At 72.1% G+C, this 23,349-nt stretch carries 25 protein-coding genes; 17 read left to right on the top strand and 8 right to left on the bottom strand.

Annotated features, from left to right (window positions below; all coding sequences use genetic code 11):
• Positions 1-42: 42 nt before the first annotated feature.
• Both ACFV9T_RS12095 and ACFV9T_RS12090 read left to right on the top strand, forming a co-directional pair.
• Positions 43-1,314: a hypothetical protein gene (locus tag ACFV9T_RS12095; RefSeq protein ID WP_385438997.1), complete on the top strand. Its 1,272-nt coding sequence runs from the start codon at positions 43-45 to the stop codon at positions 1,312-1,314.
• Positions 1,315-1,415: 101 nt separating this feature from the next.
• A complete protein-coding gene (locus ACFV9T_RS12090) occupies positions 1,416-1,991 on the top strand; it encodes a DoxX family protein (protein ID WP_385438935.1) in 576 nt (191 codons plus the stop codon).
• Between the two features lie 430 nt (positions 1,992-2,421).
• On the opposite strand, the gene ACFV9T_RS12085 is transcribed toward ACFV9T_RS12090, so the two are convergent.
• Together ACFV9T_RS12085 and ACFV9T_RS12080 are read right to left on the bottom strand one after the other, a co-directional pair.
• Positions 2,422-2,643 (bottom strand): hypothetical protein, encoded by a 222-nt coding sequence (locus ACFV9T_RS12085; RefSeq protein ID WP_385438933.1) that lies wholly within the window; start codon positions 2,641-2,643, stop codon positions 2,422-2,424.
• The gene (locus ACFV9T_RS12080) at positions 2,640-3,941 is read right to left on the bottom strand and encodes a PspC domain-containing protein (RefSeq protein WP_385438930.1); all 1,302 of its coding nucleotides are present in this window, start codon (positions 3,939-3,941) and stop codon (positions 2,640-2,642) included. Before ACFV9T_RS12080 ends, ACFV9T_RS12085 begins: the two co-directional genes overlap by 4 nt.
• A gap of 157 nt (positions 3,942-4,098) precedes the next feature.
• On the opposite strand from ACFV9T_RS12080, the gene ACFV9T_RS12075 reads away from it, so the two are divergent.
• The 4 genes from ACFV9T_RS12075 to ACFV9T_RS12060 all read left to right on the top strand — a co-directional run bounded on the left by ACFV9T_RS12075 (position 4,099) and on the right by ACFV9T_RS12060 (position 9,045).
• Positions 4,099-5,784 carry a serine/threonine-protein kinase gene (locus tag ACFV9T_RS12075; protein WP_385438927.1) on the top strand — a complete coding sequence of 562 codons (1,686 nt, stop codon included), beginning with the start codon at positions 4,099-4,101 and terminating at the stop codon, positions 5,782-5,784.
• Positions 5,785-6,272: 488 nt separating this feature from the next.
• Positions 6,273-7,550 (top strand): PspC domain-containing protein, encoded by a 1,278-nt coding sequence (locus ACFV9T_RS12070; protein WP_385438925.1) that lies wholly within the window; start codon positions 6,273-6,275, stop codon positions 7,548-7,550.
• Complete coding sequence (locus tag ACFV9T_RS12065; RefSeq protein WP_385438923.1) at positions 7,547-8,275, top strand: LuxR C-terminal-related transcriptional regulator; 729 nt, start codon at positions 7,547-7,549, stop codon at positions 8,273-8,275. Before ACFV9T_RS12070 ends, ACFV9T_RS12065 begins: the two co-directional genes overlap by 4 nt.
• A gap of 95 nt (positions 8,276-8,370) precedes the next feature.
• Positions 8,371-9,045, top strand: a complete 675-nt coding sequence (locus ACFV9T_RS12060) for a DUF5701 family protein (protein ID WP_385438921.1) — start codon at positions 8,371-8,373, stop codon at positions 9,043-9,045.
• Here the strand turns inward: ACFV9T_RS12060 and ACFV9T_RS12055 are convergent.
• Positions 9,042-10,547 (bottom strand): FAD-dependent monooxygenase, encoded by a 1,506-nt coding sequence (locus ACFV9T_RS12055; protein ID WP_385438919.1) that lies wholly within the window; start codon positions 10,545-10,547, stop codon positions 9,042-9,044. The two genes, ACFV9T_RS12060 and ACFV9T_RS12055, sit on opposite strands and share 4 nt — an antisense overlap.
• Before the next feature lie 91 nt (positions 10,548-10,638).
• Here ACFV9T_RS12055 and ACFV9T_RS12050 point away from each other — a divergent pair, with 91 nt between their 5' ends.
• Positions 10,639-11,277, top strand: a complete 639-nt coding sequence (locus ACFV9T_RS12050; RefSeq protein ID WP_385438917.1) for a TetR/AcrR family transcriptional regulator — start codon at positions 10,639-10,641, stop codon at positions 11,275-11,277.
• On the opposite strand, the gene ACFV9T_RS12045 is transcribed toward ACFV9T_RS12050, so the two are convergent.
• Complete coding sequence (locus tag ACFV9T_RS12045; RefSeq protein ID WP_385438915.1) at positions 11,270-11,695, bottom strand: ATP-binding protein; 426 nt, start codon at positions 11,693-11,695, stop codon at positions 11,270-11,272. The genes ACFV9T_RS12050 and ACFV9T_RS12045 overlap by 8 nt on opposite strands.
• 95 nt (positions 11,696-11,790) lie before the next feature.
• Between ACFV9T_RS12045 and ACFV9T_RS12040 the strand changes: the two genes are divergently transcribed.
• The gene (locus ACFV9T_RS12040; protein ID WP_385438912.1) at positions 11,791-12,606 is read left to right on the top strand and encodes a Scr1 family TA system antitoxin-like transcriptional regulator; all 816 of its coding nucleotides are present in this window, start codon (positions 11,791-11,793) and stop codon (positions 12,604-12,606) included.
• Positions 12,603-12,923: a DUF397 domain-containing protein gene (locus ACFV9T_RS12035; RefSeq protein ID WP_385438911.1), complete on the top strand. Its 321-nt coding sequence runs from the start codon at positions 12,603-12,605 to the stop codon at positions 12,921-12,923. Before ACFV9T_RS12040 ends, ACFV9T_RS12035 begins: the two co-directional genes overlap by 4 nt.
• On the opposite strand, the gene ACFV9T_RS12030 is transcribed toward ACFV9T_RS12035, so the two are convergent.
• Positions 12,910-13,734, bottom strand: a complete 825-nt coding sequence (locus ACFV9T_RS12030; RefSeq protein WP_385438908.1) for an SAM-dependent methyltransferase — start codon at positions 13,732-13,734, stop codon at positions 12,910-12,912. The two genes, ACFV9T_RS12035 and ACFV9T_RS12030, sit on opposite strands and share 14 nt — an antisense overlap.
• Before the next feature lie 497 nt (positions 13,735-14,231).
• On the opposite strand from ACFV9T_RS12030, the gene ACFV9T_RS12025 reads away from it, so the two are divergent.
• The 7 genes from ACFV9T_RS12025 (at position 14,232) to ACFV9T_RS11995 (ending at position 19,156) form a co-directional block, all read left to right on the top strand.
• Positions 14,232-15,041 carry a hypothetical protein gene (locus ACFV9T_RS12025; protein WP_385438905.1) on the top strand — a complete coding sequence of 270 codons (810 nt, stop codon included), beginning with the start codon at positions 14,232-14,234 and terminating at the stop codon, positions 15,039-15,041.
• Positions 15,042-15,105: 64 nt separating this feature from the next.
• Complete coding sequence (locus ACFV9T_RS12020) at positions 15,106-15,684, top strand: Uma2 family endonuclease (protein ID WP_385438903.1); 579 nt, start codon at positions 15,106-15,108, stop codon at positions 15,682-15,684.
• Complete coding sequence (locus ACFV9T_RS12015) at positions 15,681-15,851, top strand: hypothetical protein (RefSeq protein ID WP_385438900.1); 171 nt, start codon at positions 15,681-15,683, stop codon at positions 15,849-15,851. The genes ACFV9T_RS12020 and ACFV9T_RS12015 overlap by 4 nt, the downstream gene beginning before the upstream one ends.
• A 137-nt stretch (positions 15,852-15,988) precedes the next feature.
• Positions 15,989-16,258, top strand: coding sequence for a hypothetical protein (locus ACFV9T_RS12010; protein WP_385438897.1), 270 nt, complete (start codon positions 15,989-15,991; stop codon positions 16,256-16,258).
• On the top strand, positions 16,251-16,877 hold the full coding sequence (locus tag ACFV9T_RS12005; protein WP_385438895.1) for a DUF6879 family protein: 627 nt from the start codon (positions 16,251-16,253) through the stop codon (positions 16,875-16,877). Before ACFV9T_RS12010 ends, ACFV9T_RS12005 begins: the two co-directional genes overlap by 8 nt.
• Before the next feature lie 157 nt (positions 16,878-17,034).
• Entirely contained in the window at positions 17,035-18,312 is a 1,278-nt protein-coding gene (locus ACFV9T_RS12000; protein ID WP_385438892.1) for an AAA family ATPase, read from the top strand.
• Positions 18,200-19,156: a tetratricopeptide repeat protein gene (locus tag ACFV9T_RS11995; protein WP_385438994.1), complete on the top strand. Its 957-nt coding sequence runs from the start codon at positions 18,200-18,202 to the stop codon at positions 19,154-19,156. Before ACFV9T_RS12000 ends, ACFV9T_RS11995 begins: the two co-directional genes overlap by 113 nt.
• An 11-nt stretch (positions 19,157-19,167) precedes the next feature.
• On the opposite strand, the gene ACFV9T_RS11990 is transcribed toward ACFV9T_RS11995, so the two are convergent.
• Both ACFV9T_RS11990 and ACFV9T_RS11985 read right to left on the bottom strand, forming a co-directional pair.
• Entirely contained in the window at positions 19,168-20,040 is an 873-nt protein-coding gene (locus ACFV9T_RS11990) for a dihydrodipicolinate synthase family protein (protein WP_385438890.1), read from the bottom strand.
• Positions 20,041-20,060: 20 nt separating this feature from the next.
• Positions 20,061-21,026, bottom strand: coding sequence for a redoxin family protein (locus ACFV9T_RS11985; protein ID WP_385438888.1), 966 nt, complete (start codon positions 21,024-21,026; stop codon positions 20,061-20,063).
• A 111-nt stretch (positions 21,027-21,137) separates the two neighbouring features.
• Between ACFV9T_RS11985 and ACFV9T_RS11980 the strand changes: the two genes are divergently transcribed.
• The gene (locus ACFV9T_RS11980; RefSeq protein ID WP_385438886.1) at positions 21,138-21,950 is read left to right on the top strand and encodes a MerR family transcriptional regulator; all 813 of its coding nucleotides are present in this window, start codon (positions 21,138-21,140) and stop codon (positions 21,948-21,950) included.
• 125 nt (positions 21,951-22,075) lie between these two features.
• On the opposite strand, the gene ACFV9T_RS11975 is transcribed toward ACFV9T_RS11980, so the two are convergent.
• Positions 22,076-23,149 (bottom strand): NlpC/P60 family protein, encoded by a 1,074-nt coding sequence (locus tag ACFV9T_RS11975; RefSeq protein ID WP_385438884.1) that lies wholly within the window; start codon positions 23,147-23,149, stop codon positions 22,076-22,078.
• Between the last annotated feature and the right edge of the window lie 200 nt (positions 23,150-23,349).

Raw genomic sequence — 23,349 nt, 5'->3', positions numbered from 1 at the left:
CTCGTGGCGGTGGACACGACGAAAGACGCCACGAAGGCGAAAGTGAAGGCGAACGGCCCCCACGGGGACAGTCATGCGGACCACGGCCCGGCGGGCTGTGAGTGCCCCCAGGGCGCCCGTGAGGGGCACCGGCGGGCGGTGGCCGCGTTCGTGGCCATGCGGGAGCGTTTCGCGGCCGGAGAGGGCGTTCCGGCGGCCCTCGCGCACTCGGCCGGGGCGTCCCGGCAGTGGGTGTCGGACGAACTCGCCCACGCCGCCCGTACGCTCGTCGACTGCGGTCAGGCCGAGAGCACCGCGTGGCGCGACGCGGTGTGGCGGCGCACCCTGCTGGTGGTCTGGGGCGCGGTCGGGGCGCTGCTGGTCGGGCAGTTGGCGACGGCGCTCGGCGCCGGGTGGTCGGTCGCCCGCACCGCCGGGCTCACCGCCGCCCTCGTCACCGGCGCGCTGCTGACCCTCACCGCCCGGCTGCACTACGCGAACGGCGGCCCGCTCGCGCCGCTCGTCGGCGAGGACAACCGGATGTCCACCTCCCGCTCCCTCGCGGCCGCCTGGCTGCTGCTGGCCGTCTTCTCGGTGCTCGTCCTGGCCGTCGAGCTGGCCGTCGACCCCGGCGACCGGGACCGGATCGCCGGGGGCCTGTCCCTGGGCCACGCCGCCGGGCTGCTCACGGTCGCCGGGCTGACCTGCGTGGCCGCGGTGCTCGCCCGGCTCGTCGTCGCGGCCCGGGTGCGGGCGCAGCGGCTGCAGAAGGTCCGCGCGGCCCGCCCGCGCGCCGCCGACCTGCTCACGGACGACGCGGGCCGCGGCAGCTTCGCCGACGTCCAGTACGTCGTCGTCCACGCGGTCGCCCTCGCCTTCGCCGCCGTCCGGCTCGCCCGCGAACCGTGGCGGCTGCCGGAGCTGCCGTGGGGTCTGGTGCTGCTCGCCGTGGTCTCCGTGCTGATGTATCTCACCGGCAAGTACGCGGAGGGCGGCCGTCCGACCGTCCTGTCCGTCGTCCGGGTCCGCCCCGAGGAGGGCGGCATCGACCGCGACGCCCCGATCCGCACCGGCGACGACATCGAGATCCGCGGCAACGGCTTCGTCCCGCCGGGCGCGCAGGACCCCGACCGGCTGGCCCGGATGGTCGTCCGCATCGGCGCCGTCCACGTCCACGTCCCCCTGATCCCGGTCGCGGGCGGCTTCAGCAACCCGACCGATACGGCCCTGACCGTGCCGGTCCCGGTGGACGTGGAGCCCGGCCGGGTGGACGTGCAGGTGGTGACGGCGTCGGGGGCGGAGACGAACCGCTACCAGATCGACGTACTTGACTGACCAGGTCCGACCTCGGCTGAGTACGACTGACACCGGCTGAGTACGAATCCCCCTCCCCTCCGTATGGTTTTGATGACTACGCGATGGGAGAGGCGGGCGTCATGAGGCATGCGGACCGAACGGTCGGAGGGGGCCCCGCGGGAGACGCGGGCAGTGTGAACGTCGTGAGCGGCATAGGCGGCGGCCCGCCCACGGGCGGCGTGCGCGCCATGGCCGCCCGCTACTCCCTCCTACCCCTACGGATTTTCCTGGGCGTCACCTTCATCTACGCCGGGATCGACAAGCTCACGGATTCGGCCTTCCTCGCCGACAGCGGCGCGGGCTCGATCGGCCAGCTGATGAGCCAGGTGCGCGACACGTCGGCCGTGCCCTGGATGGTCGACCAGGCCCTGAACTCCCCGACCACCTTCGGCTACGTCATGGCCTACGGAGAGCTGGCGGTCGGCCTCGGCACCCTCTTCGGCCTCCTCTCCCGCGTGGCGGCCCTGGGCGGCGCGCTGATCTCGCTGAGCCTGTGGCTGACGGTGAGCTGGCAGACGGAGCCGTACTACTACGGCAACGACCTGGCCTACCTGATCGCCTGGCTCCCCCTGATCCTCGCGGGCGCCCCCTACCTGTCCCTGGACACGACCTGGTCCAAGCACCGCCGCCGCCAGAACTCCCAACTCTTCACCTGACCCCCAACCTCAGCGCCCGCACCCCCGCAGCACCCTCGCCCCGAGCCGACCACGGCCCGCCTCCGGCGGGCACCCGGCCCCACGGCACCCCGTGCGCCGAGCAGCGGCCGGGCCCGCGCCGCGCCCCCGGCGGTGGTGGCAGGGCTGCGGTTCCCGCCCGACTGCACCCCGCGCGCGGCGGCGGTCCGAGCTGAGCGGCGGCCCGGTTGCGGCTCCCGCCCCGCTCTCGACAGCCTGCCCCGCGGCGCCGACCCCGTGCCGCGCCCCAGCGGGCCTCGTCGGGCCTCGTCGGGGCGGTGGCCGGTCGCACCGGCAGGGGCCGCAGGCTCCGCGCAGCGGCGGGGGGCCGGGGGAGCCCCCGGTTTCGGGAAGGGGCGGGGTGGGGGACATCCCTCCGGTGCTCGGCGCCCCGGTGCTCGGCGGGCTGGGGCTACGGCTGTGAGGGGCGGTCCGGGGTGCGGGTGCGGCGGCGGGCCAGGTACGTCAGGGCCGACACGAACCCCGCCGCGCCCAAGCCCCCCACCAGCACCATCAGCGGCACAAGCGACCGCACATCCCACTCCCCGGCCGCATCCAGCCCGTACACCGTCGCCACGCCCAGCACGACGAGCCCCGCCACCAGCTTCCCCGGCTCCACCGGATGCCGCTTCACGAGCGCTTCACCTCCACATTCCCCAGCCCGATCGACAGCCGCAGCTCCAGCGTTCCGCGCGCCGCGCTCGCGCCGCCCTCCGGGTCGATGGTCACGTTCCGTTCCCGCCTCGGCTCGATGTCGATGTCATCGCCCCGTTCGCCCGGCAGCCGGATGTCGCCGAGCCCGGTCCGGATCGTCAGTTTGAGGCGGACGTCCCGTGGCACGGTCACGGTCAGTTTCCCGGCGCCCACGTCGGCCCGGGTCCGGACGGTCTGGTCGTCCGTCAGCCGGAAGCGGTCCAGTTTCAGTTCGCCGACGCCCCCGCCCAGCTCGTACGAGGACCGTACGGCGCCCGCCGACGCGGGGGCCCAGGTCTCGCGGGACCAGTCGGTCGTGACGGACCGGGGGAGCGCCGTGGCGGCGGCCAGCAGCGCGCAGGTGACGACGGTCATGATGGCGGTCCCCACCCCCGTCCGCCCGTACCAGCAGCTGACCAGCATCCCGAGCCCGAAGACCGCCAGCGCGCCCACGAGGCCGATCTCCAGGCTGGTGCCGAGCGGTTGGTGGTGCCAGGACAGCCGTACCCCGGCGGCCGCGACAGCGAGGGCGGCCAGGAAGATCCAGCCGCCGATGGAGGACCGGTCGCGGATCCGCCGGGCCCGGCCCGCCCGCGCGGTGGCCCTGTCGTACGGACCGTCGTCCGGTCCCCACAGATACCCCGCACGCCCCGCCGACCCCGTCGTACCGTCCTTGACGATCGGATCCCGCCACCACGACGGCCCCGGCCCGCCCCGCGTCGGCGGAGCCTTGGCTTCCGGGGGCGCGTCCGCGACGGCCTGCGCCGTGGCCGCGTCCACCGCGCCGCCGCTCTCCGCGTGCCGCCGCTGGTGCGACCAATAACCGGCGCCGCCCGTAGCGAGGATCAGCATGAAGGAGAACCACATCACGCCGCCGTTGTTGAGCATCGACAGGAACAGCCCGCAGCCGACCAGCGCGCACAGCACCGCCGTCAGCGCCGGGCCCTCGACACGCCCGGAGAGCAGCCGCCGCCCCTCGTTCTCGTCCTCCCCGCCCAGGGGGACGAGCAGCCAGCAGAAGCCGTACACGATCAGACCGAGCCCGCCCGCGAGGGAGAGGACGGACAGGACGATCCGGAAGATCACCGGGTCGAGGTCGCAGTAGCGGCCGAGCCCGCCGCACACCCCTGAGATCATCTTCTGGTCGCGGCTGCGCCGCAGCGGAGCGGCCGCGCCCCGGGGCTCCCCGGAACCGGCCGAGCCCTCGCTGTCGTCCGCCACGGTGGGTGCATCGGTCATGTGTCCATGGTGACAAGACGGTCGTTCCGGCGACATCCGGTGAAACCCTGGGCCTTCCCTGAGATCATCCCCGATGTCGTGGCGACTATCGTGGCGGATCGAACATGCGTGAGACGCGCGGGGGATCAGGGCCGCCGTGGAGCGGGAGGGGAGTGCGGTGTCGGACGTAGGGCGGCTGATTGCCGGACGGTACCGGCTGGCCGAACAGATCGGCCGCGGCGGCATGGGTACGGTCTGGCGCGCCGAGGACGAACTGCTGGACCGTCAGGTCGCTCTCAAGCAGCTGCACGTCTCGCCGCACATCACCGAGGAAGAACTGACGACGATGCACGAGCGCACCCGCCGTGAGGCGCGGAGCGCGGCCCGCATCGCCCACCCCAACGTGGTCGTGGTCCATGACGTCGTGGACGACGACGGGCTGCCGTGCATCGTCATGGAGTACGTCCCGTCCACGACCCTCGGCGATCTGCTCAAGGAGGGCGGAACGCTCTCCCCCGTCGAGACCGCCCGCGTCGGCCGCGGCATGATCGCCGCCCTGCGCGCCGCCCACGCGGCGGGCGTCCTGCACCGTGACGTCAAGCCCGGCAACGTGCTGCTCGGCCGCGACGGCCGGGTCGTGCTCACGGACTTCGGCATCGCCATGGCCACCGGCACGTCCACGCTCACCAAGACCGGCGAGGTCGTCGGCTCCATCGACTACATAGCCCCGGAGCGGGTGCGCGGCCGCACCCCCGGCCCGGCGTCCGACCTGTGGGCGCTGGGCGCGACGCTCTATCAGGCGGTGGAGGGCCGGGCTCCGTTCCGTAAGCCGACGCCGATCGAGACCGGGTACGCGATCGCCGTGGACCCCCTGGAGCCGCCGAAGCGGGCGGGCACGCTGGCCCCGCTGATCGAGGCGCTGCTGGAGAAGGAGCCGGAGCGGCGGCCGACGGCGGAGGAGACGGAACGGGCGCTGCGCGGCCCGGCGTCGGAGCCGGAGACGACGACGTATCCGGTGCACGACCGGACGACCCGGACGACGATGGCCCTGACGAAGCTCCGCCCCCAGCCCCCGGCCCCCGAGCCGACCCCCCAGCCGCAACACCCCACAAACCCCACACCCCCCACGCACCGCACCCAACAGGTGCCACGCGTCCCCACCCCGGCTCCCACCCCGGCCCCCGCTCCCGAACCCGTGACGGCCCCCGTCCCCACGCCCATCCCCCCTCATCAGCCGAAGGCCGCCACCCCCCGCAAGGCTCGATGGACCGCCATCGGGACGGCGCTGGCGGTCGTGATCGTGGCGGGCGGCGCTTACGTGTGGTCGAAGGAGGGAGTCACCCCCTCGTTCTCCTCCAACGCGGCCCCCGACACCTCGGCCACGCCCTCGTTCACCCCGTCCCCGGTCCCGAAGGGCTACCACCTGGCGAAGGGCCTCGGCGTCTCCTTCCCGGTCCCCAACACCTGGAAGCCCGACGCGGACGAGGAGGGGATCGTGGACGAGACCCAGGAGATCCGCTACCTCGACCCCGCCAAGATGGGCCGCCTGTCGGTCAACGTCCTGGACTTCGCGTCCAAGGACCAGGTCAAGCACCTGGAGGACGTCGAGACCGCGTTCAAGCGCAGCTTCGCGGAGGACGAGTACGAGCGGACCCGCCTGCAGGAGACCACGTTCCGCGGCATGCCCGCCGCGATCTGGGAGTTCCGCTTCAAGGGCCGCGCCCGCTGGTTCCGGGCGATCGACCTGGGCTTCGGGAACGAGGGCGACAAGGAGTACGCGATCTACTTGAGCGCGCCGGAAGCCCAGTGGAGCCAGTACCGCCCGATCTTCGACAAGGTAAGAGACGGCATCCGCCTCCCCTGACCTCCGAGGAACGCCTGCGGCGGGCTGTCCCCCACCCCGCCCCTCCCCGAAACTGGGGCTGCGCCCCAGACCCCGTACCGGGGCGGCGTCCCAGACTCCGGCAGGGGGCTCCGCCCCCACACCCCCACCGGGGCTGCGTCCCAGAGCGCGGCCGAGGCCCTGCCCCTCGCCCGGGGGCTCCGCCCCACACCCCGCCGGGGCTCCGCCCCAACTCCCACTGGGCTCCGCCCATGGACCCCGCCGGGGCGTGCCCGGTCGGCAGTGCCGTGGGCGTGGCGTTGTCGGCCCCGGGCCGCGGGGTCCAGGGGCGGAGCCCCGGCGGGGGTGGGGGGCGGAGCCCCCAACGGGGTCTGGGGCGGAGCCCCGGATTCGGGAAGGGGCGGGGTGGGGGACGGCCTGCCGCAGGCGCTTGCCCACCCGCCCCGCTCCGGGAACGATCAGGGTCGACCCTGATGTCCGGAACGCGGGGGCCGTGTGACGATCGGGGCATGACCGCCGCCGCACCCCCGACCACCCCCGTCGAGCCACCCCCGCGCAAGCTGTACCGCAGCGCCGAGGGCCGACTCCTCGGCGGCGTGGCACGCGGGCTCGCCGGGCATCTGGGGCTGCCGGTCTCCTGGGTACGGATCGCCTTCATCGCGCTGATCATGGCGGAGGGCTTCGGCACCCTCCTCTACGCGCTCTTCTGGTTCATCGTCCCCCTCGGCGTAGGCGGCGTCGGCGAGACGACCCGCCCGCTCACCACCCTCGGCCCGGACGGCCGCCGCCGGATCCTGGCCCGCAGGCCGGAGCGCGGCCAGATCATCGCCCTGGTCGCCCTCTTCATCGGGATGGGCATCTTCGTCCAGGGCTTCCAGCTCGGCCGCGCCAACACCTACATCTGGCCGCTGCTCCTCGTGGGGGCGGGCGTCGCGCTCTTCTGGCGGCAGGCCGACAACGCCCGCCGCGCCCAGTGGGTGGAGCTGAGCCGCAGCAAGCGGGTGCTGCCGCTGGCCCGCGCGGGGGCGGGGGTGGTGCTGGTCGGCGCGGGGGTGACCGGCATCCTCGTCCTGCAGGGCTCGGCCCGGCACCTGGGCGCCGTCCTCCAGGCCGCGCTCGCCGTGATCGTCGGCATCGCGCTGCTGGCGGGCCCGTACGTGATCCGGATGACGCAGGACCTCTCCGAGGAGCGCCTGATGCGCATCCGCGCCCAGGAGCGCGCCGAGGTCGCGGCGCACGTCCACGACTCCGTACTGCACACCCTCACCCTGATCCAGCGCAGCGCCGAGGACCCGCGCGAAGTGGCCCGGCTGGCCCGCGCCCAGGAACGGGAGCTGCGCGCCTGGCTCTACAAGCCGGAGGGCACCGGCAAGGACGAGGCGGACGAGCCGGACACCCTCGCGGAGGCGGTCAAGGCGACGGCGGCGGAGGTCGAGGACCACCACGGCGTCCCGATCGAGGTCGTGGTGGTCGGCGACTGCCCGCTGGACGAGAGACTGGGCGCACAGATGCAGGCCGCACGCGAGGCGATGGTGAACGCCGCCAAGTACGGTGGCGACGGCGGCGCGGTCCAGGTGTTCGCCGAAGTCGAGGGCGCCACGGTCTTCGTCTCGGTACGCGACCACGGCCCGGGCTTCGACCTGGACGCGGTGCCGGACGACCGCATGGGCGTCCGGGAGTCGATCATCGGCAGAATGCAGCGCAACGGCGGCACGGCCAGGCTGAGGTCCGCGCCCGACGGGGGCACGGTAGTGGAGCTGGAGACGGAGAGGGCGGCGACGACATGACCGAGCCAACGGACGAGGGCACGAACGCGACCAGCTCAACGGGCGCACCCGGCGCGCCGGACGCCCGCCGGGTCCGCGTCGTCCTCGTCGACGACCACCGCATGTTCCGCACCGGCGTCCAGGCCGAGATCGGCGAGACGGCCCGCACCGGCGTCGAGGTGGTCGGCGAGGCGGCCGACGTCGACCAGGCCGTCACCGTGATCACCGCGACCCGCCCCGAGGTGGTCCTGCTCGACGTCCACCTCCCCGGCGGCGGCGGGGTCGAGGTGCTGCGCCGCAGCGCCGCGCTGATGGCGGCCGCGGAGCGCCCGGTGCGCTTCCTCGCCCTGTCCGTGTCGGACGCCGCCGAGGACGTCATCGGCGTCATCCGAGGCGGCGCCCGCGGCTACGTCACGAAGACGATCACCGGCACCGACCTGGTCGACGCGATCTTCCGCGTCTCCGAGGGCGACGCGGTGTTCTCCCCGCGCCTCGCCGGTTTCGTCCTGGACGCCTTCGCGTCCACCGACGCTCCGCCCGTGGACGAGGACATGGACCGCCTCACCCAGCGCGAACGCGAGGTGCTGCGCCTGATCGCGCGCGGCTACGCCTACAAGGAGATCGCCAAGCAGCTGTTCATCTCGGTGAAGACGGTGGAGAGCCACGTCTCGGCGGTCCTGCGCAAGCTCCAGCTCTCCAACCGCCACGAACTCACCCGCTGGGCCACCGCCCGCCGCCTGGTCTGACCCCGACCTCGACTCCGACACCAAGCGGCGGGGAACGTTCCGGTGGGCGGCCGCGTTGCCCCAGGGCCCGTTCACGCCGCTGCCCTGGGAGCATCGTGCCCGCAACCACGCCCACCACCATCCCCGTACCTCCACTGAGCACGCAGGCCGAGCGGCTGATCGAGCTGGGGGTGCACGAGATCGCGGGGTTGCCCGCCGCCGAGATCCGTACGTTCGCCGCAGCCGCCCAGGCCGTCGCGGGTGGCGCGGGCGGCGAGGGCGCCCTGCTCGCCGTTCACCCGGACCGAGCCCCCGCCTCCGCCCTCGCGCCGCTGCTCCGGCGCGGTGACAAGCCGGGTTTCGTCGTCACCGACATGCCCGACGTCGACCTCTTCGCCCCGCTCGACACGGTCGCGTTGCCCGATGCCCCGCTCTACCTCCTCACCTGCCTCGACCGTGGCGACCAGCTGGCCAACTGGAGCCCGAACGAGGCGCTGCCGGACCTCACCGCCAAGGCCCGCACCCCGTTGCTGCTCACCGAGGGCGTGCACTGGGTGCTTCAGCAGCCCGCCGTTCTGGAGCGCAACCACTGCTTCATGACCATCGGCTCCCGGCTGCGTAAAGCAGACGGCGCCCTGGACTCCCGCACCCCGGCGATTTGGATCAGCAACGGCACCGGACGGGACGGCCGCGAGCGCCGCGACGCCCCCAAGGTGGGCTGGTGCTGGGCGAACAACCGCCACACCTGGCTGGGCTTCGCCTCCGCGACGGGCCGCCTGTCCGGCGTCTAGGCGACCTCCTCGATCAGATGCGCGGCGATCGCACGCGGCAACTCCTCGCGGCACGCCTCCGCGCCGTCCGCCGCCCAGCAGACGTAGCCGTCAGGGCGGAGGAGCAGCGCCCCCGCGCCCAGGTCGGTTTCGGCCGGGGACTTCGCACGTACGAGGTCGACTCGTCCCGGTAGCCGTACGTCGTCCGGGACGAGCCCGGCCACGTCCAGCAGCACGGCGTGGCCCGCGCCGAAGAGCGCCGACAGCCGGGTCGGTCCGGCCGGGGTGACCAGTTCGGCGTCCGGGACCCGGTGCCCGGTGAGGGGGTGCGCGCCGGGTACGTCGTAGCGCAGCGCCAGCCCGGAAATCAGGCCGGACAGATACCGGTTGGTGTCGGGCAGCCGCATCAGGTCGGTGAAGATCTCCCGCAGGGCCGCCACGTCCTCGCTGGGGCGCGGGTCCGCCAGCACCCGCTGGGCCGAGGTGTGGTGGCAGACCTGGGCCGCGACCGGGTGCCGTTCGGCGTGGTAGCTGTCCAATAGCCCGGCAGGCGCCCGGCCCTGGACGGTCGCCGCCAGCTTCCAGCCCAGGTTGAACGCGTCCTGGACGCCGAGGTTCAACCCCTGGGCGCCCAGCGGCGCGTGGATGTGCGCGGCGTCCCCGGCGAACAGCACCCGCCCCTCCCGGTACCGCTCGACCTGCCGCGTCGCGTCCGAGAACCGCGAGGAGTTGTCCACCCCGCCGAGGACCGTCTCCTCCCCGTACACGGCCCGCAGCGCGGCGGCGATCTCCTCCGAAGTGACCGGGGTGTCCCGGGTGAGGTCCGACCGCTCGTCGGCCCCGAAGTGCCCGTAGGTGAGCCGGTAGCGGTCGTCGCCGAGCGGGATGAGCATGGACCAGTAGCCGTTCGCCTGGCGTGTCAGCGTGCTGATCTGCGCCCGCTCGCGCGGCACCAGCGGCGACGCCGCCGACAGCCGGATGTCGGCGAGCACGGCCAGATACGTCCCGGACCGCCCCGGGAACGGCACCCCGAGCATCTTGCGTACGGCGCTGCGGCCCCCGTCGCACGCCACCAGATACCGCGCCCGCACCTGCGGGCCGCCGTCCGCCGTGGTCACGGTCACCCCGTCGTCGTCCGGCTCGACGGCTGTCACGGCGGCGTCGCGCCGTACCCGCGCGCCGAGGGCGGTGGCCCGCTCCTCCAGCACCTCTTCGATCTCCCACTGCGGGAGCATGACCGGGGACGGATACCGGGTGTCCCAGGGCTCGCAGTCCAGCGGCACCGGCAGCAGCGCGAAGTTCGCGCCGACCGGAGGGCCGGGGATCGCCCGGCGCCGCATCGCCTCCAGCAGCCCGCGCGACTCCAGCAACTCGGCCGTACGAGGCTGGATGGCCCCGCCCTTCACCTGCCGGTTGCGGCTGGGCAGCTTCTCCAGCACCAGCGTCCGGACCCCGGCCAGCGCCAGTTCGTGTGCCAGCGCCAACCCCGTCGGCCCGGCCCCCACGATCACTACATCCGTCATGCCACACTCCCTGTCCTCAACTGCACTCGGTATATTTCTACACCAGGTGCAGAAATATTCCCAGTGCAGTTTGGTGAGGTAGCTTGAACGAGTGACGACGACCGGCAAACCAGGGCTCCGCGAACTCAAGAAGCAGCGCACACGCACGGCGATCTCCGACGCCGCCATCGACCTCTTCCTCGACCGTGGCTTCGCCCATGTCTCCGTCGCCGAGATCGCCCACGCCGCCGAGGTCTCCAAGCGCACGCTCTTCGCGTACTTCCCGACCAAGGAAGACCTCGTCGTGCACCGCATGGCCGACCACGAGCAGGAAGCGGCGCGCGTGGTCCGCGACCGCCCCGCGCACACCACCCCGCTCACCGCCCTGCGTGACCACTTCCTCGACGGCCTGCGCCGCCGCGATCCGATCACCGGCATCAGCGATCACCCAGCGGCCATCAGCCTCACCGAGCTGATCTTCGAGACCCCGGCCCTGATCGACCGCATGCAGCGCTTCAAGGCGGGCGGCGAACAGGCCCTCGCCGAGGCCCTGCGCGAGACCAGCGACGCGCCGGACCTCACCGCCCGCATGGCCGCCGTCCAGATCATCGGCGTCCAATGGGCGCTGTCCACCGACAACTTCCAGCGCCTGGTGGACGGCGAGACCTCCGACGCCCGCTACCCGGGCGCCGTACGCGACGCCGAGCAGGCCTTCGACCTGCTGGCGAACGGCCTCGCGGCGCTCACGTAACCACGGTCAACTTCAGCTCGAACCACACCGTCTTGCCGATGCCGCACTCCCTCGGATGCGCGTCCCACGCGTCCGCGAGCGCCGCGATCAGCTCCAGCCCCCGCCCCGACTCGTCCTCCGCCGTCGCCTGACGCGGCCGAGGCATCACCTCGCTCGCGTCCGACACCTCGACCCGCAGTTTCCCGTCACGCACCACGCAGCGTGCGCGTACTTGCCGACCAGGGGAAACGCGCGCGTGGCGGCAGGCGTTGGTCACCAGCTCGCTGATCAGCAGCACGGCGACCTCCGCCTGTGCCTCCGCGATCTGCCACGTACGAGCCTGTTCACGCAGCAGCGCCCGCGCCCGCCCAACGCTGCGGGGGTGGCGGGGCAGCCGCCATTCGATGTCCATCGGAAGTGGGGGAGTTGGTGCATTCATGACCGGAATGCTGCTGGTCAGGCGTACTGTGCCGCAGTAACGACATCGGTACGCAGCGTATGCGTACCGCAGGTGCCTCAGGGAGAGAGGGCGCGATGAGTGTGATGGAGGGTGGTTCGCAGACGCCGATGTCCTGGCGGTACTGCGGAAACCAGATCAAACTGTGGCGCATGCAGGCCGGGGTCAGCCGTGAGGCGCTGGGCAAAGAGGCCAACTACGAGTACGAGACCATCAAGTCCATGGAGCAGGGCCGCCGAAAGCCCGCGCTGCGGCTGCTCCAGGTCGCGGACCAGATGTTCGGGGCGCGGGGGCTGTTGCTGGCGGGTCAGGAGTACCTGAAGCCGGATAAGTTCGCGTCGTACTCGGAGGACTTCATCCGGTACGAGGCCGAGGCGATCGTTCTCAACGGTTTCGAGGCACTGGTCATCCCAGGGCTGCTTCAGACGAGGGAGTACGCCGAGGCGCTGATCGGTGACCACTGTCCTCCGCTGGATGACGAAACCATCGAAGCGCGGGTCTCTGCCCGGCTGGAGCGTCAGGCTCTGCTGGACAAGCAGACCAGGGCGTTCAACTTCTTGATCGGCGAGGCCGCGCTGCGCTTCCCGATCCGCGACAAGGAGATGCACGTACGGCAGTTGCACCACTTGCTGGAGGTGGGGAAGCGGCGCAACGTGACGATCCAGGTCGTGCCGTTCGGCGGGACACACCCAGGGCTGCTGGGGCCCTTCGTGCTGCTGGAGACGCCCGAGCACGAGCACCTTGTGTACGAGGAGGGGCAGACCACGGGCGTGCTGTATGCCGACCCGCCGAAGGTCAGCATCATCAACCAGCGCCATGCCATGATCCTCCGGCAGGCCCTCAGCCCCGAGGCGTCGGCAGACTTCATCAGAAAGTTGGCGGAGGAGCTATGAGCAACGAGCTTGCGTGGTTCAAGTCCAGCTACAGCAATAGCGAGGGCGGCAACTGCGTCGAGGTCGCCCTGTCCTGGCGTAAGTCCAGCTACAGCGACACCCAGGGCGGCAACTGCGTAGAGGTTGCAGTCCCCTGGGCCAAGTCCAGCTACAGCAACAGCGAGGGGGGCGAGTGTGTCGAGGTCAGCACCTGCCCCCACACCATCCACGTCCGGGACTCGAAGCACGGGGCGGCCAGCCCTCAGCTGGCCCTGGCCCCGGGCGCCTGGGCGGAGTTCATAGCCTTCGCCGCCACCGCCGCCGTCAGCCCCGCTTGATCGCCACGCCTCCGTACATCGCCACTTCCTCGTCCCGGACGCCCTCAGCCGTGGCGTCCGGGCGCCAGTGGTGGAGCAGGGTCACGCCGGGGTCGATCAGTTCCAGGCCGTCGAAGAACCGCTCGGCCTCGGCCTTGTCCCTGATCTGGAGGGGGATACCGCGCTCGTTGTACTCGCGGCCGACCCCCGCGACCGCCTCGGGGGCCGTGTCGCCGCTGAAGATGGTCATGGCCAGCGCGCTGCCCGGCGCCAGCTCGGCCATCAACCGCCGCACGAGACCCTGCGGATCGTCCTCGTCCATGACGAAGTGCACGATCGAGATCAGGGACAGCACGACCGGCTGCTTCAAGTCCAGGGTGTCGTGCAGCTGGTCCGCGTCGAGGATGGAGTCGAGGTCGCGGATGTCGGCGTCGATGTACTCGGTTCGTCCCTCCGGCGTACTCGTCATCAGGTGACGGGCGTGGGTGAGGACGATGGGGTCGTTGTCGACGTACACGACCCGAGCGTCGGGGGCGATCCCCTGCGCGACCTCGTGGAGGTTCGGGGAGGTCGGGATGCCGGTGCCGATGTCCAGGAACTGGCGGATGCCGTGCTCCCGCACCAGGTCGCGGACCGACCGGTGCATGAAGTTGCGCGCCTGCTTCATGGACGTCGGCAGGCTGGGCCACGCCTTCGCGGACGCGTCACCGGCGGCGCGGTCGGGTGCGTAGTTGGTCTTACCGCCCATCAGGTAGTCGTAGACGCGGGCGGAGTGCGGTATGTCGGTGCGGAGGTCGACCCGAGGCTGGGCGAACTCCGACCTCGACGACATCCAGTCTGTTCCTGACATCTCATGCGCCCCGATCGTCAATCTGCGGCAATCAGCTGACCAATTGCGGTCGTGGACCATCGTAGGAGGCGTCGAGCCTCGCCCGCCGAGACCTGTGCGCATTTATCTAAGGAACGGTGCGTGCGCACAGAGTTGTTGGGGTTGAGCTTCGGGTGCCGAGGCCTGAGCGCTCTTTCCGAGGAACGGGTGGGTTGTATAACCCACCCACCCTCCCCTTCCATCCGCGCACATAATGTGACCGGGTTGCCACGCACGGTGGCATCGGTCTAGCGTTCGCGGCAACAAGCAAACGGCCCCGGGTGGTGCGCCAACACCAAATCCGGGGCCTGACCTACAAGATCGAAAGAGCCCTCGATCTCATGGCTTCAGACGACTCTAGCCCTGCCCCGCACGCCTCCGCACACCCCCAGGCCAACCCCGGCTACGGCAAGCGGAGCGCACCCCGCCAATCCCCTCGTCGCGCGGACGACTTCGCACACTTGCCCAGGCGTGAGGCGGCGATCGCCGCGTACATCGACCGGTTGCCGGACGGCGCCGCGATTGACGCCAAGACGCTCGCCAAGTGGCTCCCCGACTACGGCCAGATGGCCTGCGCGACCGCGCTGCGTCGGCTGTCGGAGGCCGGTCACCTGCGGCGAGTCCGCGAGCACCACATCACGGAGGACGGGGCGCGCTGGGTGACCCGTACGTTCTTCTCCCGGACGGCGCGCGGGGAGGACTGGTGGGAGGCGTTCGTACGCGGCGACGACGCGCCCGACCCCCGCCCCGCCGCCGTACGCGGCGACGACGCGCCCGACCCCCGCCCTGCCGCCGTACGCACGGCAGTCGCCCCCACCAGAACCCTCACCAGAACCCCCGCGTACGACACGCTGGCGTCCCTGGGCCGTACGGACCCCCGGATGACCCTCTCGGCCGCCGACTGCACCCGCCTCGAGCCCCTCGCCGCGATCTGGCTGGCGCGCGACGCCGACCCCGCCCGCCTCGTCCAGGCGCTGACGTCCGGCCTCCCTGTGCAAGTGCACAGCCCGGCCGCGCTGGCCCGCACCCGGCTGGAGGCCAAGCTGCCGCCGGAGCCCGTACGGGAGCCCGTACCGGAGCCCCGGTCGGAGATCACCATCCGCCGCCTCCTGGAATGCACCGACTGCGGCCGCCCCGGCCCACCCGCCGCCCTCCCCGGCGGCCTCTGCCGCCCCTGCCGGGGCGCGCCGGAACCGCCGCCGCCGGGCGGCATCGACGTTCACGACTGGGCCGAGCGGCTGCGAGCCGCTGCCCGCAACGCGAAGGGATGACCGAATGACCTTGCAGGACGCACCGCCCGATGTCGGGGCACCATGGGTGCGAGGAGGCGAACCCATGACCCCTGGCACCACCGATCGGCCCCAGATGAGCATCGAGGAGTTCGAGCAGCTCGCCCGCACGGCGCCGGAAACCGTCACGCTCGAATTCATCAACGGAAAGCTAGAGGTCAAGCCCGTGCCGGACGGGACTCATGGGGCGATCGTCGTATGGCTCCTCAAGCAGTGCATGCAGCACCGGCCCGAACTCGTCTTGCACCCGGAGCAGGGGCTGAAGATCGAGGCGTACCGCAGCGGTCGGGCCCGCGCGGATGGCGCCCTCGCGCCCGAGGACCATTTCGTCGGCCAGGGCGAATGGGCCGATCCGGCGGGCGTTCTGATGGCCGTCGAGGTCACCTCCCACGACACGGACGCGAACCGGCGTGACCACGTGGACAAGCCCGATGGCTACGCGGCTGCGGGCATCCCCGTGTACCTCCTCGTCGACCGCGACACGTGCACGCTCGTCGTCTACAGCGAGCCGCTGCGCGGGAGGTACCGCAACCGGAGGGTCTCGGCCTACGGCGAGACCGTCGAGCTGCCTGATCCCGTCGGGATCAGCCTCAAGACCGAGAAGCTCAAGGACTACGCCTCGTGAGGAGCGGAGATCCGGAGGCGGACGCCGCCGATGCCGCTGCGCAGGAGGTCGCGAAACGGCAGCGCCGACAGGAACTCTTCGACGCGATCGACAGCGGAGAGACCGACCTGACCTATGACGCTCGCGCCGACGCGGCATCCGGGCCGCGTGACCAGGCGCCTGGGTGAGCCATCGCTACCGGCGTGCTCGGCCGGGCTATCGGTCAAGCCGATGTGAAGGCGGTCCGTGGCCGACCGCGAACCTTGCCGTGTGTAGTCGCGTTGCCTACGACCTGTAGCAATCGAGGTGTGGAGCGGGAGGCGTCGTGACTCGTCCGTGGGAGGCCGATCCGTCCGCGTTATTCACGCGGCGCTTGGGCAAGTCGGCTAAGGAGCTGGGCATGACGCAAGACGAGGACGGCTGCCCCGACATCTGGGAGCTGGACAACGGCGACATCGCCGTCGTCGGCCGGGACCTCACGGACGTCTACGCGGCACATCTGCCCGCGGATGTGACCATCAGGTCGGATGAGCGCCTCGTGATCATCCCAGGGGTCATGCTCCGCTCGGCGAAGCCGGACATTGCCGATGCTTGACCGGAGCCTTCTTGAGCTGCCCCCTGCCCAGGGGGAGCGGCTGGCCGTCGCCGACTACCGGGCCGACTTCCGGGTGCATCGTGGCGCGATCCGCGACGCGGACTCCTGGAAGTTCGAGCGGCAGCAGGATTTCGAAGACAAGGGAGATAGCTGGGAGGCCTTCTGCCAGGGCCGTTGGGAGGAAACGCTGCGGCTCTTTGAGGAGAGGCGGGAGAGCCTTCTTGAAGGCGTCCGGCAGGATCAGGAGCGCAACACCGTCTTTCACCGCGTCCGGGTCGTCGAGGAACCGCTGACGGCCTACCTCCAATGGGAACTGCACTCGCTGCGGGTGCAGGCCGAGTCCGGGAAGAAGATCCGCGTCATCGGCCCCGGAGCGTGGAGCGCGCTGGAGGCGGACGGCCCGCTGCCCGAAGTCGTCGTGGTCGGCGGGCAGGTGCTCTACCGGGTCCTCTACAACGAGGCAGGCGCCCTGGACGGGGCCATCCGATTCCGTGACCCTGACCTGATCAAGCGCTGGGAGGGCTTCATCGGGCAGCTCTACGAAGACGGGGAGGACCTGCTGCCCTACTTCGAACGCCAGGTGGCACACCTTCCTCCGCCACAGATGAAAGCGGAGTAGGACGATCAACGAGGACGACGCACCACCAGAGGGGTGCCCGGAGGATACGGACAACGATCTGTCGGGCTCCGCCCGCGACGTCATACAGGCCGGAGCCATCAGCGGTGGCGTCCACTTCCACAGCGGACCGGCACCGGGTGGCGCCCCCGCCAAGGTCGTGCCGCGACAACTGCCCGCCGATGTACGGGGCTTCGTCAACCGCGCCGATGAGCTGCACCGCCTGGACGCGATCCTGGCCGAAAGGGACGGCGGAGACTCGGTCGTCGTCGCGCTCTGCGTCGTCGCGGGGACGGCGGGCGCGGGGAAGACCTCGCTGGCCCTGCGCTGGGCGCACCAGGTGAAGGCCCACTTCCCTGACGGCCAGCTCTACGTCAACCTGCGGGGCTACGACCCCGGCGAGCCGGTCACCGCGCAGGAGGCGCTGCACCGTTTCCTCACCGGGCTCGGCGTTCCCGCGAACGCAGTGCCCACGAACACCGAGTCCGCTGCCGGGCTGTTCCGGTCTCTGCTGGCCGACCGCCGGATCCTCATCGTCCTGGACAACGCCGCGGCCGCCGCCCAGGTGCGGCCCCTGCTGCCCGGTCACTCCGGCTGTCTCGTCGTCGTCACCAGCCGTGGGCGGCTGTCCGGGCTCTCCGTACGGGACGGGGCGCACCGCATCACCCTCGGCACCCTCCCCGAACTCGAAGCCGTGGCCCTGCTGCGGGCCGTGACCTCCGGCTACCGGCCCGAGGACAACGCGGAGAAGCTGGCCGAACTCGCCCGGCTCTGCGCCCGCCTGCCCTTGGCGCTGCGCATCGCGGCGGAGCGCGCCGCATGCCACCCGCACATGGGGCTGGACGAGCTGATCGCCGATCTGCGGGACGAGTCGGGGCTGTGGGAGGCGCTGAGCACGGGAGAGGAGCAGGACGCGGACGCGGTGCGTTCCGTTTTCGCCTGGTCCTACCGGGCGCTGTCCCCGGACGCGGCGCGCCTCTTCCGGCTGCTCGGCCTGCACCCGGGGCCCGAGTTCGGCATCGAGGCCGTGGCCGCTCTCGCCGGAGTCAGCGTGCGGAAGGCCCGGCAGGGGCTCGACGTCCTCGTCGGCGCGCATCTGCTGGAACACACGGGCCCGGACCGCTTCGATGGCGCCCGCCCGCGACCGGCTCGCCCTCGAACAGGCGGACGAGCAGGTCGTCCCGCTGTCGTTCGCCGACCAGGAGCGGACCAACCTCCTCGCCGCCGTACGCGCCGCCGAGACCGCCGGACTCGACCGGTACGCGTGTCAGTTGGCCCTGGTGCTGTGGAGCGTCCGGGCGCCGTCCGCTCCCGTCGCGGAATGGCTGACGGCGGGGGAGATCGGCCTGGGCGCCGTACGCCGTGTCGACGACCGCGCCGGGGAAGCGGGGCTTCTGCAGAGCCTGGGCTTCACCTACCGCCAGCTCAACCGCCTTGACGAAAGCCAGAACGCGCACCAAGAGGCGCTGACGATCCGGCGCGAACTGGACGACGCGCAGGGCGAGGCCGCCGCGCTGAACGCCTTGGGCCTGATCGCGCTGCGCACGAGGCGGCTGGACGACGCCGAGGGCCATTTCACCCACGCCCTGGATCTCTTCCGGGACTTCGGCGCCGAGCATTGGGAAGCCGTGACGCGGTCCAATCTGGCGACGGTGTTTTTGGAGGCGGGGAGCCCGGCGGATGCGGCGAACCAACTCGATCAGGCCCTGGCCGTCCACCGCAGGATGGGGAACAAGCGCAGCGCGGGCAACGCCCTGCGGCTTCGGAGCGCGGTGCTTCGCGCACGCGGGGAGCCGGAGGAGGCCGTTCAAGCGGCCCAGGACGCCGTGGACATCGCGCTGGAGCTACGCGATCGCGTAGCGGAGGCGTACTGGCTGCTCTACCTGGGCGACGCCCAGCAAGCCGTCGGCGGGTTCGCGGAGGCGCTGACCTCGTACCAGCGCTCCGCCGTACTGCATCGCCGACTCGGCGATCGTGGCCGCGAAGCCCTCGCCTGGCAGGGCACCGGCGAGACGTACCGGCGCCTCGGCCGCGACGCCGAGGCCGCCGCCTTCCACCGCCGGGCGGCCGCCGTGCAGGAGGAGTTGGGCGACGCGTGGCAGCAGGCCATCGCGCTGGACGGCCTCGCCGCCGCCTCGCTGAGCAGCACTGCGGAGGGCGACGGTGGGGCGGCCGCTCATCGGCACTGGAGTAACGCCCTGCGCGCCCTGGACGGTTACCGGGACGCGCGGGCGCTGAGGCTGCGGACGGACATCGAAGGGCGGCTGGCGCCCGGCCGCTGATCCCGTGTCCGTTACGCGCGCAGCCCCAACTCTTCGAGCACCGTGGCCACCTCGGCGCGGGCCTCCGCGTCGAGGCCGCGCAGGGGGAGGGGCAGGTCGTAGGCGGCCGCGGCGGCGACTACGCGGAGGGAGCCGTGGCGGGCGAAGAGGTCCCAGAGGGGCTGGAGGCGCTGGGACTCGGCCCGGGCCCGGTCGGCGTCGCCGGACTGGGCGGCGCGGGTGAGGGCCAGGGCCGGTTCGGGGAAGGTGCCCGCGAGCACCGAATACCAGGCGTCGCACCCGGCGTTCAGGCCGGTCGCCGCGAAGGCGTCGCCGCTCACGCCCACGGTGACCGTGGCGGGCAGGAGCTGCCGTAGCCGCTGGACGCGGGCATGGGCGGCCGGGCGGTCGGCCGGGACGCCGGGGATCTTGATGGACGCCACGTGGGGCAGCGCGGCCACCCGCGCGTGCAGCTCGTCGGTGAAGGTGACGTGGGTGGTGCCGGGGTTGTCGTAGACGACGAGCGGGACGGAGAGGTGCGCCGAGACGTCCTCGTAGAGCCCGAACACGTCGTCGTCGGTGAGCCGCTGATACGACAACGGCGCCAGCAGCACCCCGGCCGCGCCCGCGTTCTGCGCGTCCTCGGCGGCCTCCAGGACGTGGCGGGTGCGCAGTGCGCCGATGCCCACGATGACGGGGGTTCCGTCGGCGTGGTCGACGGCGACGCGGGCCGCGCGGGCCCGTTCCTCGCGGGTGAGGTAGGCGTACGAACCGGTGGAGCCGAGTGCTCCGATCGAGTCGACTCCGGAGGTGGCCAGGCGATGCACCAAGGCCGCGTAGGCCTTCTCGTCGATGGCGTCATCGGTGAACGGGGTGAGGGGGAAGGCACTCAGGCCGGTGAACATGGGCCGCTCCTGGTCAGTGGTCAGTGAGGGGTGTCGCGCAGCCAGGCCAGCACCTGGTCGGCGTGGTCGTTCGGTGGGAAGACCGGGTAGAAGACGTGCTCGATCACGCCGTCGCGGATGATCAGCGTCAGCCGCTTGTAGAGCGTCAGGCCAGCGGCCTCGAACGTCGGCAGGTCCAGCGCCCCGGCGAGGCTCAGGGGCGGGTCGGAGAGCATGTCGAACGGGAGGTGGAGGCGTTCGACGACCTCGCGCTGGTAGTCGGTGTCCTGGCTGGACAGGCCGAACACCCGGACCGCACCGGCGGCCAGCAGCTCCTGGTAGTGGTCGCGGAAGCCGCAGGCCTCGGGGGTGCAGCCACGGGCGCCGGGGATGGCGTCCCAGCCCTCGGGCAGGTCGGTGCCCGGGCGGCCGGTGAGCGGGTAGACGTAGATCACCGTGCGGCCCGCGCCGAGCGCGTCGAGGCGGACCGTCGTATCGCCGCTGCCGCGCAGCTCCAGGGGCGGTACGGGCGTGCCGGGCAGGTGGGCGGCCGCGCCGTCGTCCTCGGGGACGGGCAGCTCGGCGGGGAGGCTCAGGTAGTCGTTCATCGGGCGCTCTCCTTCGTCGTCGGAGTCGGACGGTGAGACGCGGCTGTTGCGGTGGGCGGCCTGCTGGAGGTGGGTGATCAGCGCCGTCCGGCGGGCCGTGAGCCCCGCGATGCGCTGCGACAGCTCGTCGATCGCCTGCCGGTATCCGGCCAGCGACGCCGGGCAGTCGTCGGCGTGCCGATGGCCCACCGCGAGGCAGTCCAGGAACGGACGGGTGCGCTCCACGGGGATGCCGAGGCCGCTGAGCGCCCGGATCTCCCGCGCGAGCCGTACGTCGTGCTCGCCGTAGTCCCGGTAGCCGTTGGGCAGCCGCGCGGGCGTCAGCAGCCCCAGCGACTCGTAATAGCGCACCGCCTTGGTCGTCACACCCGCCCGGCGGGCCAGCTCACCGATCCGCATCTCTCTCACCTCGACGAACGCTAAACCTTGCCCTTGAGGGTAAGGTCAAGCCCATGCCTGTCGTAGGCGCTTGACTCTCACACCGTGTGAGGCCGTGGACTGAGAGACGTCATGTTCACCATCGGAGATTTCGCCCGGCACGGGCGGGTGTCGGTCCGGATGCTGCGCCACTACGACGCGACCGGACTGCTGCACCCCGCCCGCGTCGATCCCGCCACCGGCTACCGGTACTACACCGCCGCCCAGCTCGCCCGCCTCAACCGCCTCATCGCCCTCAAAGACCTCGGCTTCACCCTTCAGCAGATCCGGGAGATCCTGGAGGAGAAGGTCACCACCGAGGAGCTGCGGACCATGCTGCGGGTGCGGCAGGCGGACCTGGAGGCCGCGATGACGGCCGCGGCGGCCCGGCTGGTACGGGTCGAGGCGAGGCTCCGGTCGATCGAGAGCGAGGGACACATGTCGACCGACGATGTCGCGGTGAAGAGCCTGCCGAGCGTCCGCGTCGCCGAGCTGACCGGCGTGGCGACCGGTTTCGACGCCATCGGACCCGTCATCCAGCCGCTGTACGGGGAACTGCTGCCGCGCCTGGCGGCGGCGGGGATCACGCCGACCGGGCCCGGGGTCGCGTACTACGAGGACGCCCCGGACGGCGGTGTCCTCATCCACGCCGGGATCGAGGTCGCGGCCCCGGTGGGGGAGGACGACGGCCTGCGGGTCGTGGACCTGCCGCCGGTCGAAGCGGCGGCGACGATCGTCCACCGGGGTTCGATGGAGACGGTCCTGCCGACCATCCAGACCCTGGGCCGCTGGATCGAGGCCAACGGCTACCGGTCGGCCGGATACCCCCGGGAGATCTACCTGGAGTGCCCGGAGAACCACGACGAGTGGGTGACCGAGCTACAGGAGCCGATCAGGGCGAGCTGATCACGGTGAGCTGATCGCGGCGCCGTCCCGCGCTGCCTTGTGGAAGCCGCCACCGGGCCCGTCCGCCGGTGAGGACGAGCGAGCGCGGTGACGGGCGGTCCAGCGGTTGAGCAGCGCCTCCGCGCTCAGGCCGGGCGGGCCGCGCCCGCGAAGGGCATCTGGTCGATCGGGGCCACCCGGACCGGAGCGCCGGGGCGCGGCGCGTGGATCATCTGGCCGTTGCCGATGTAGAGGCCGACATGGCTGACGCCGGAGTAGAAGAAGACCAGGTCACCGGGGGCGAGTTCGCCGCGCGAGATGCGACGGCCGGTGTTGATCTGGGTGTAGGTGGTACGCGGCAGGGCCACCCCGGCGGCGTGCCAGGCGGCCTGGGTGAGCCCCGAGCAGTCGTAGCCGTGCGGCCCGGTCGCGCCCCAGACGTACGGCTTGCCGATCGCCCCGTACGCGAAGGAGATGGCGCGGGCCGCCCGGCCGCCCGTCCGGGCGGGGACGCTGTGCCGGGGCGCTGACGCGGTACGGGCGTCGTCCTGGGCGGCGGCGTCGCGCAGGCGGTCGCGCTGTTCGCGGGTCAGCTTGGCCAGCAGCGCGTCGGCGGCGGCCAGCTTCTCCTGGACCGTGTGCTTGTGGCGGGACGCGGCAGCCTGCGCGGTGCGCAGCGTACGGAGGCGGCCGGTCGCCTCGTCCCGGACCCGGCGCAGCGACCGCTCCTCGCGGGTGATGCGCGCGATCGTCGCCGCCTGGCGGTCGCCCGCGCGGTCGGCGAGCGAGGCGCGCTGGAGGTACTGGCCGGGGGAGGAGGAGAGGGCCAGCTGAAGGGCGGGGGCGACGGTGCCGGAGCGGTACTGGGCGGTGGCGAAGGCGCCGAGGGCGTTACGTGCCGTGTTGAGGCGGGCGGTGCGGCGGCCCGCCTCGTCGCGTAACCGGTGGAGCGACCGCCGTGCCTTGTCGGTCGCGGCCCGGGCGCCGTCGTACTTCTCGGTGGCCTCCTCCGCCTCCCGCTGGTACGCGTCGACCTTCGCCTTCACCTGGGCGGACGTCAGCCGGGGCTCGGCGTGCCCGACGCCCGGGAGGACGGTCGCGGAGGCGGCGCCCGCGAGGGCGAGGGTCGCGGCGGTCCGGATGGTGGTGGTCCGGAGGGCGGTTCCGGTGAGCGACGTGCGGTGCCGCTGCTTCGGCTTCGTGGGGGGCTGCGGCGCCACTGCGGCGACTCACCTTTCGTACGGGATCGTGCTTCTTGTGAGGGGAAGGTAGGCCGGTCGGCGGCGCGGCGCGCTGGGATGAACGGAGGTGGACGGATTCGTCCCCCGGTGGCGTCTGCTGATCACGAGGACGGCGTGGGGTGGGCGGGATCGGGGCGGCTGTGACCGATGTGCCGATCAGGGTGCACCCGGGTGACTGG

Origin of the sequence: Streptomyces sp. NPDC059850 (genome assembly GCF_042731515.1) — a bacterium.
In the GTDB taxonomy this organism is placed as follows: domain Bacteria; phylum Actinomycetota; class Actinomycetes; order Streptomycetales; family Streptomycetaceae; genus Streptomyces.
Note: the sequence above shows the minus strand (reverse complement) of the source record. Positions and strands in the feature narration are given on the sequence as shown.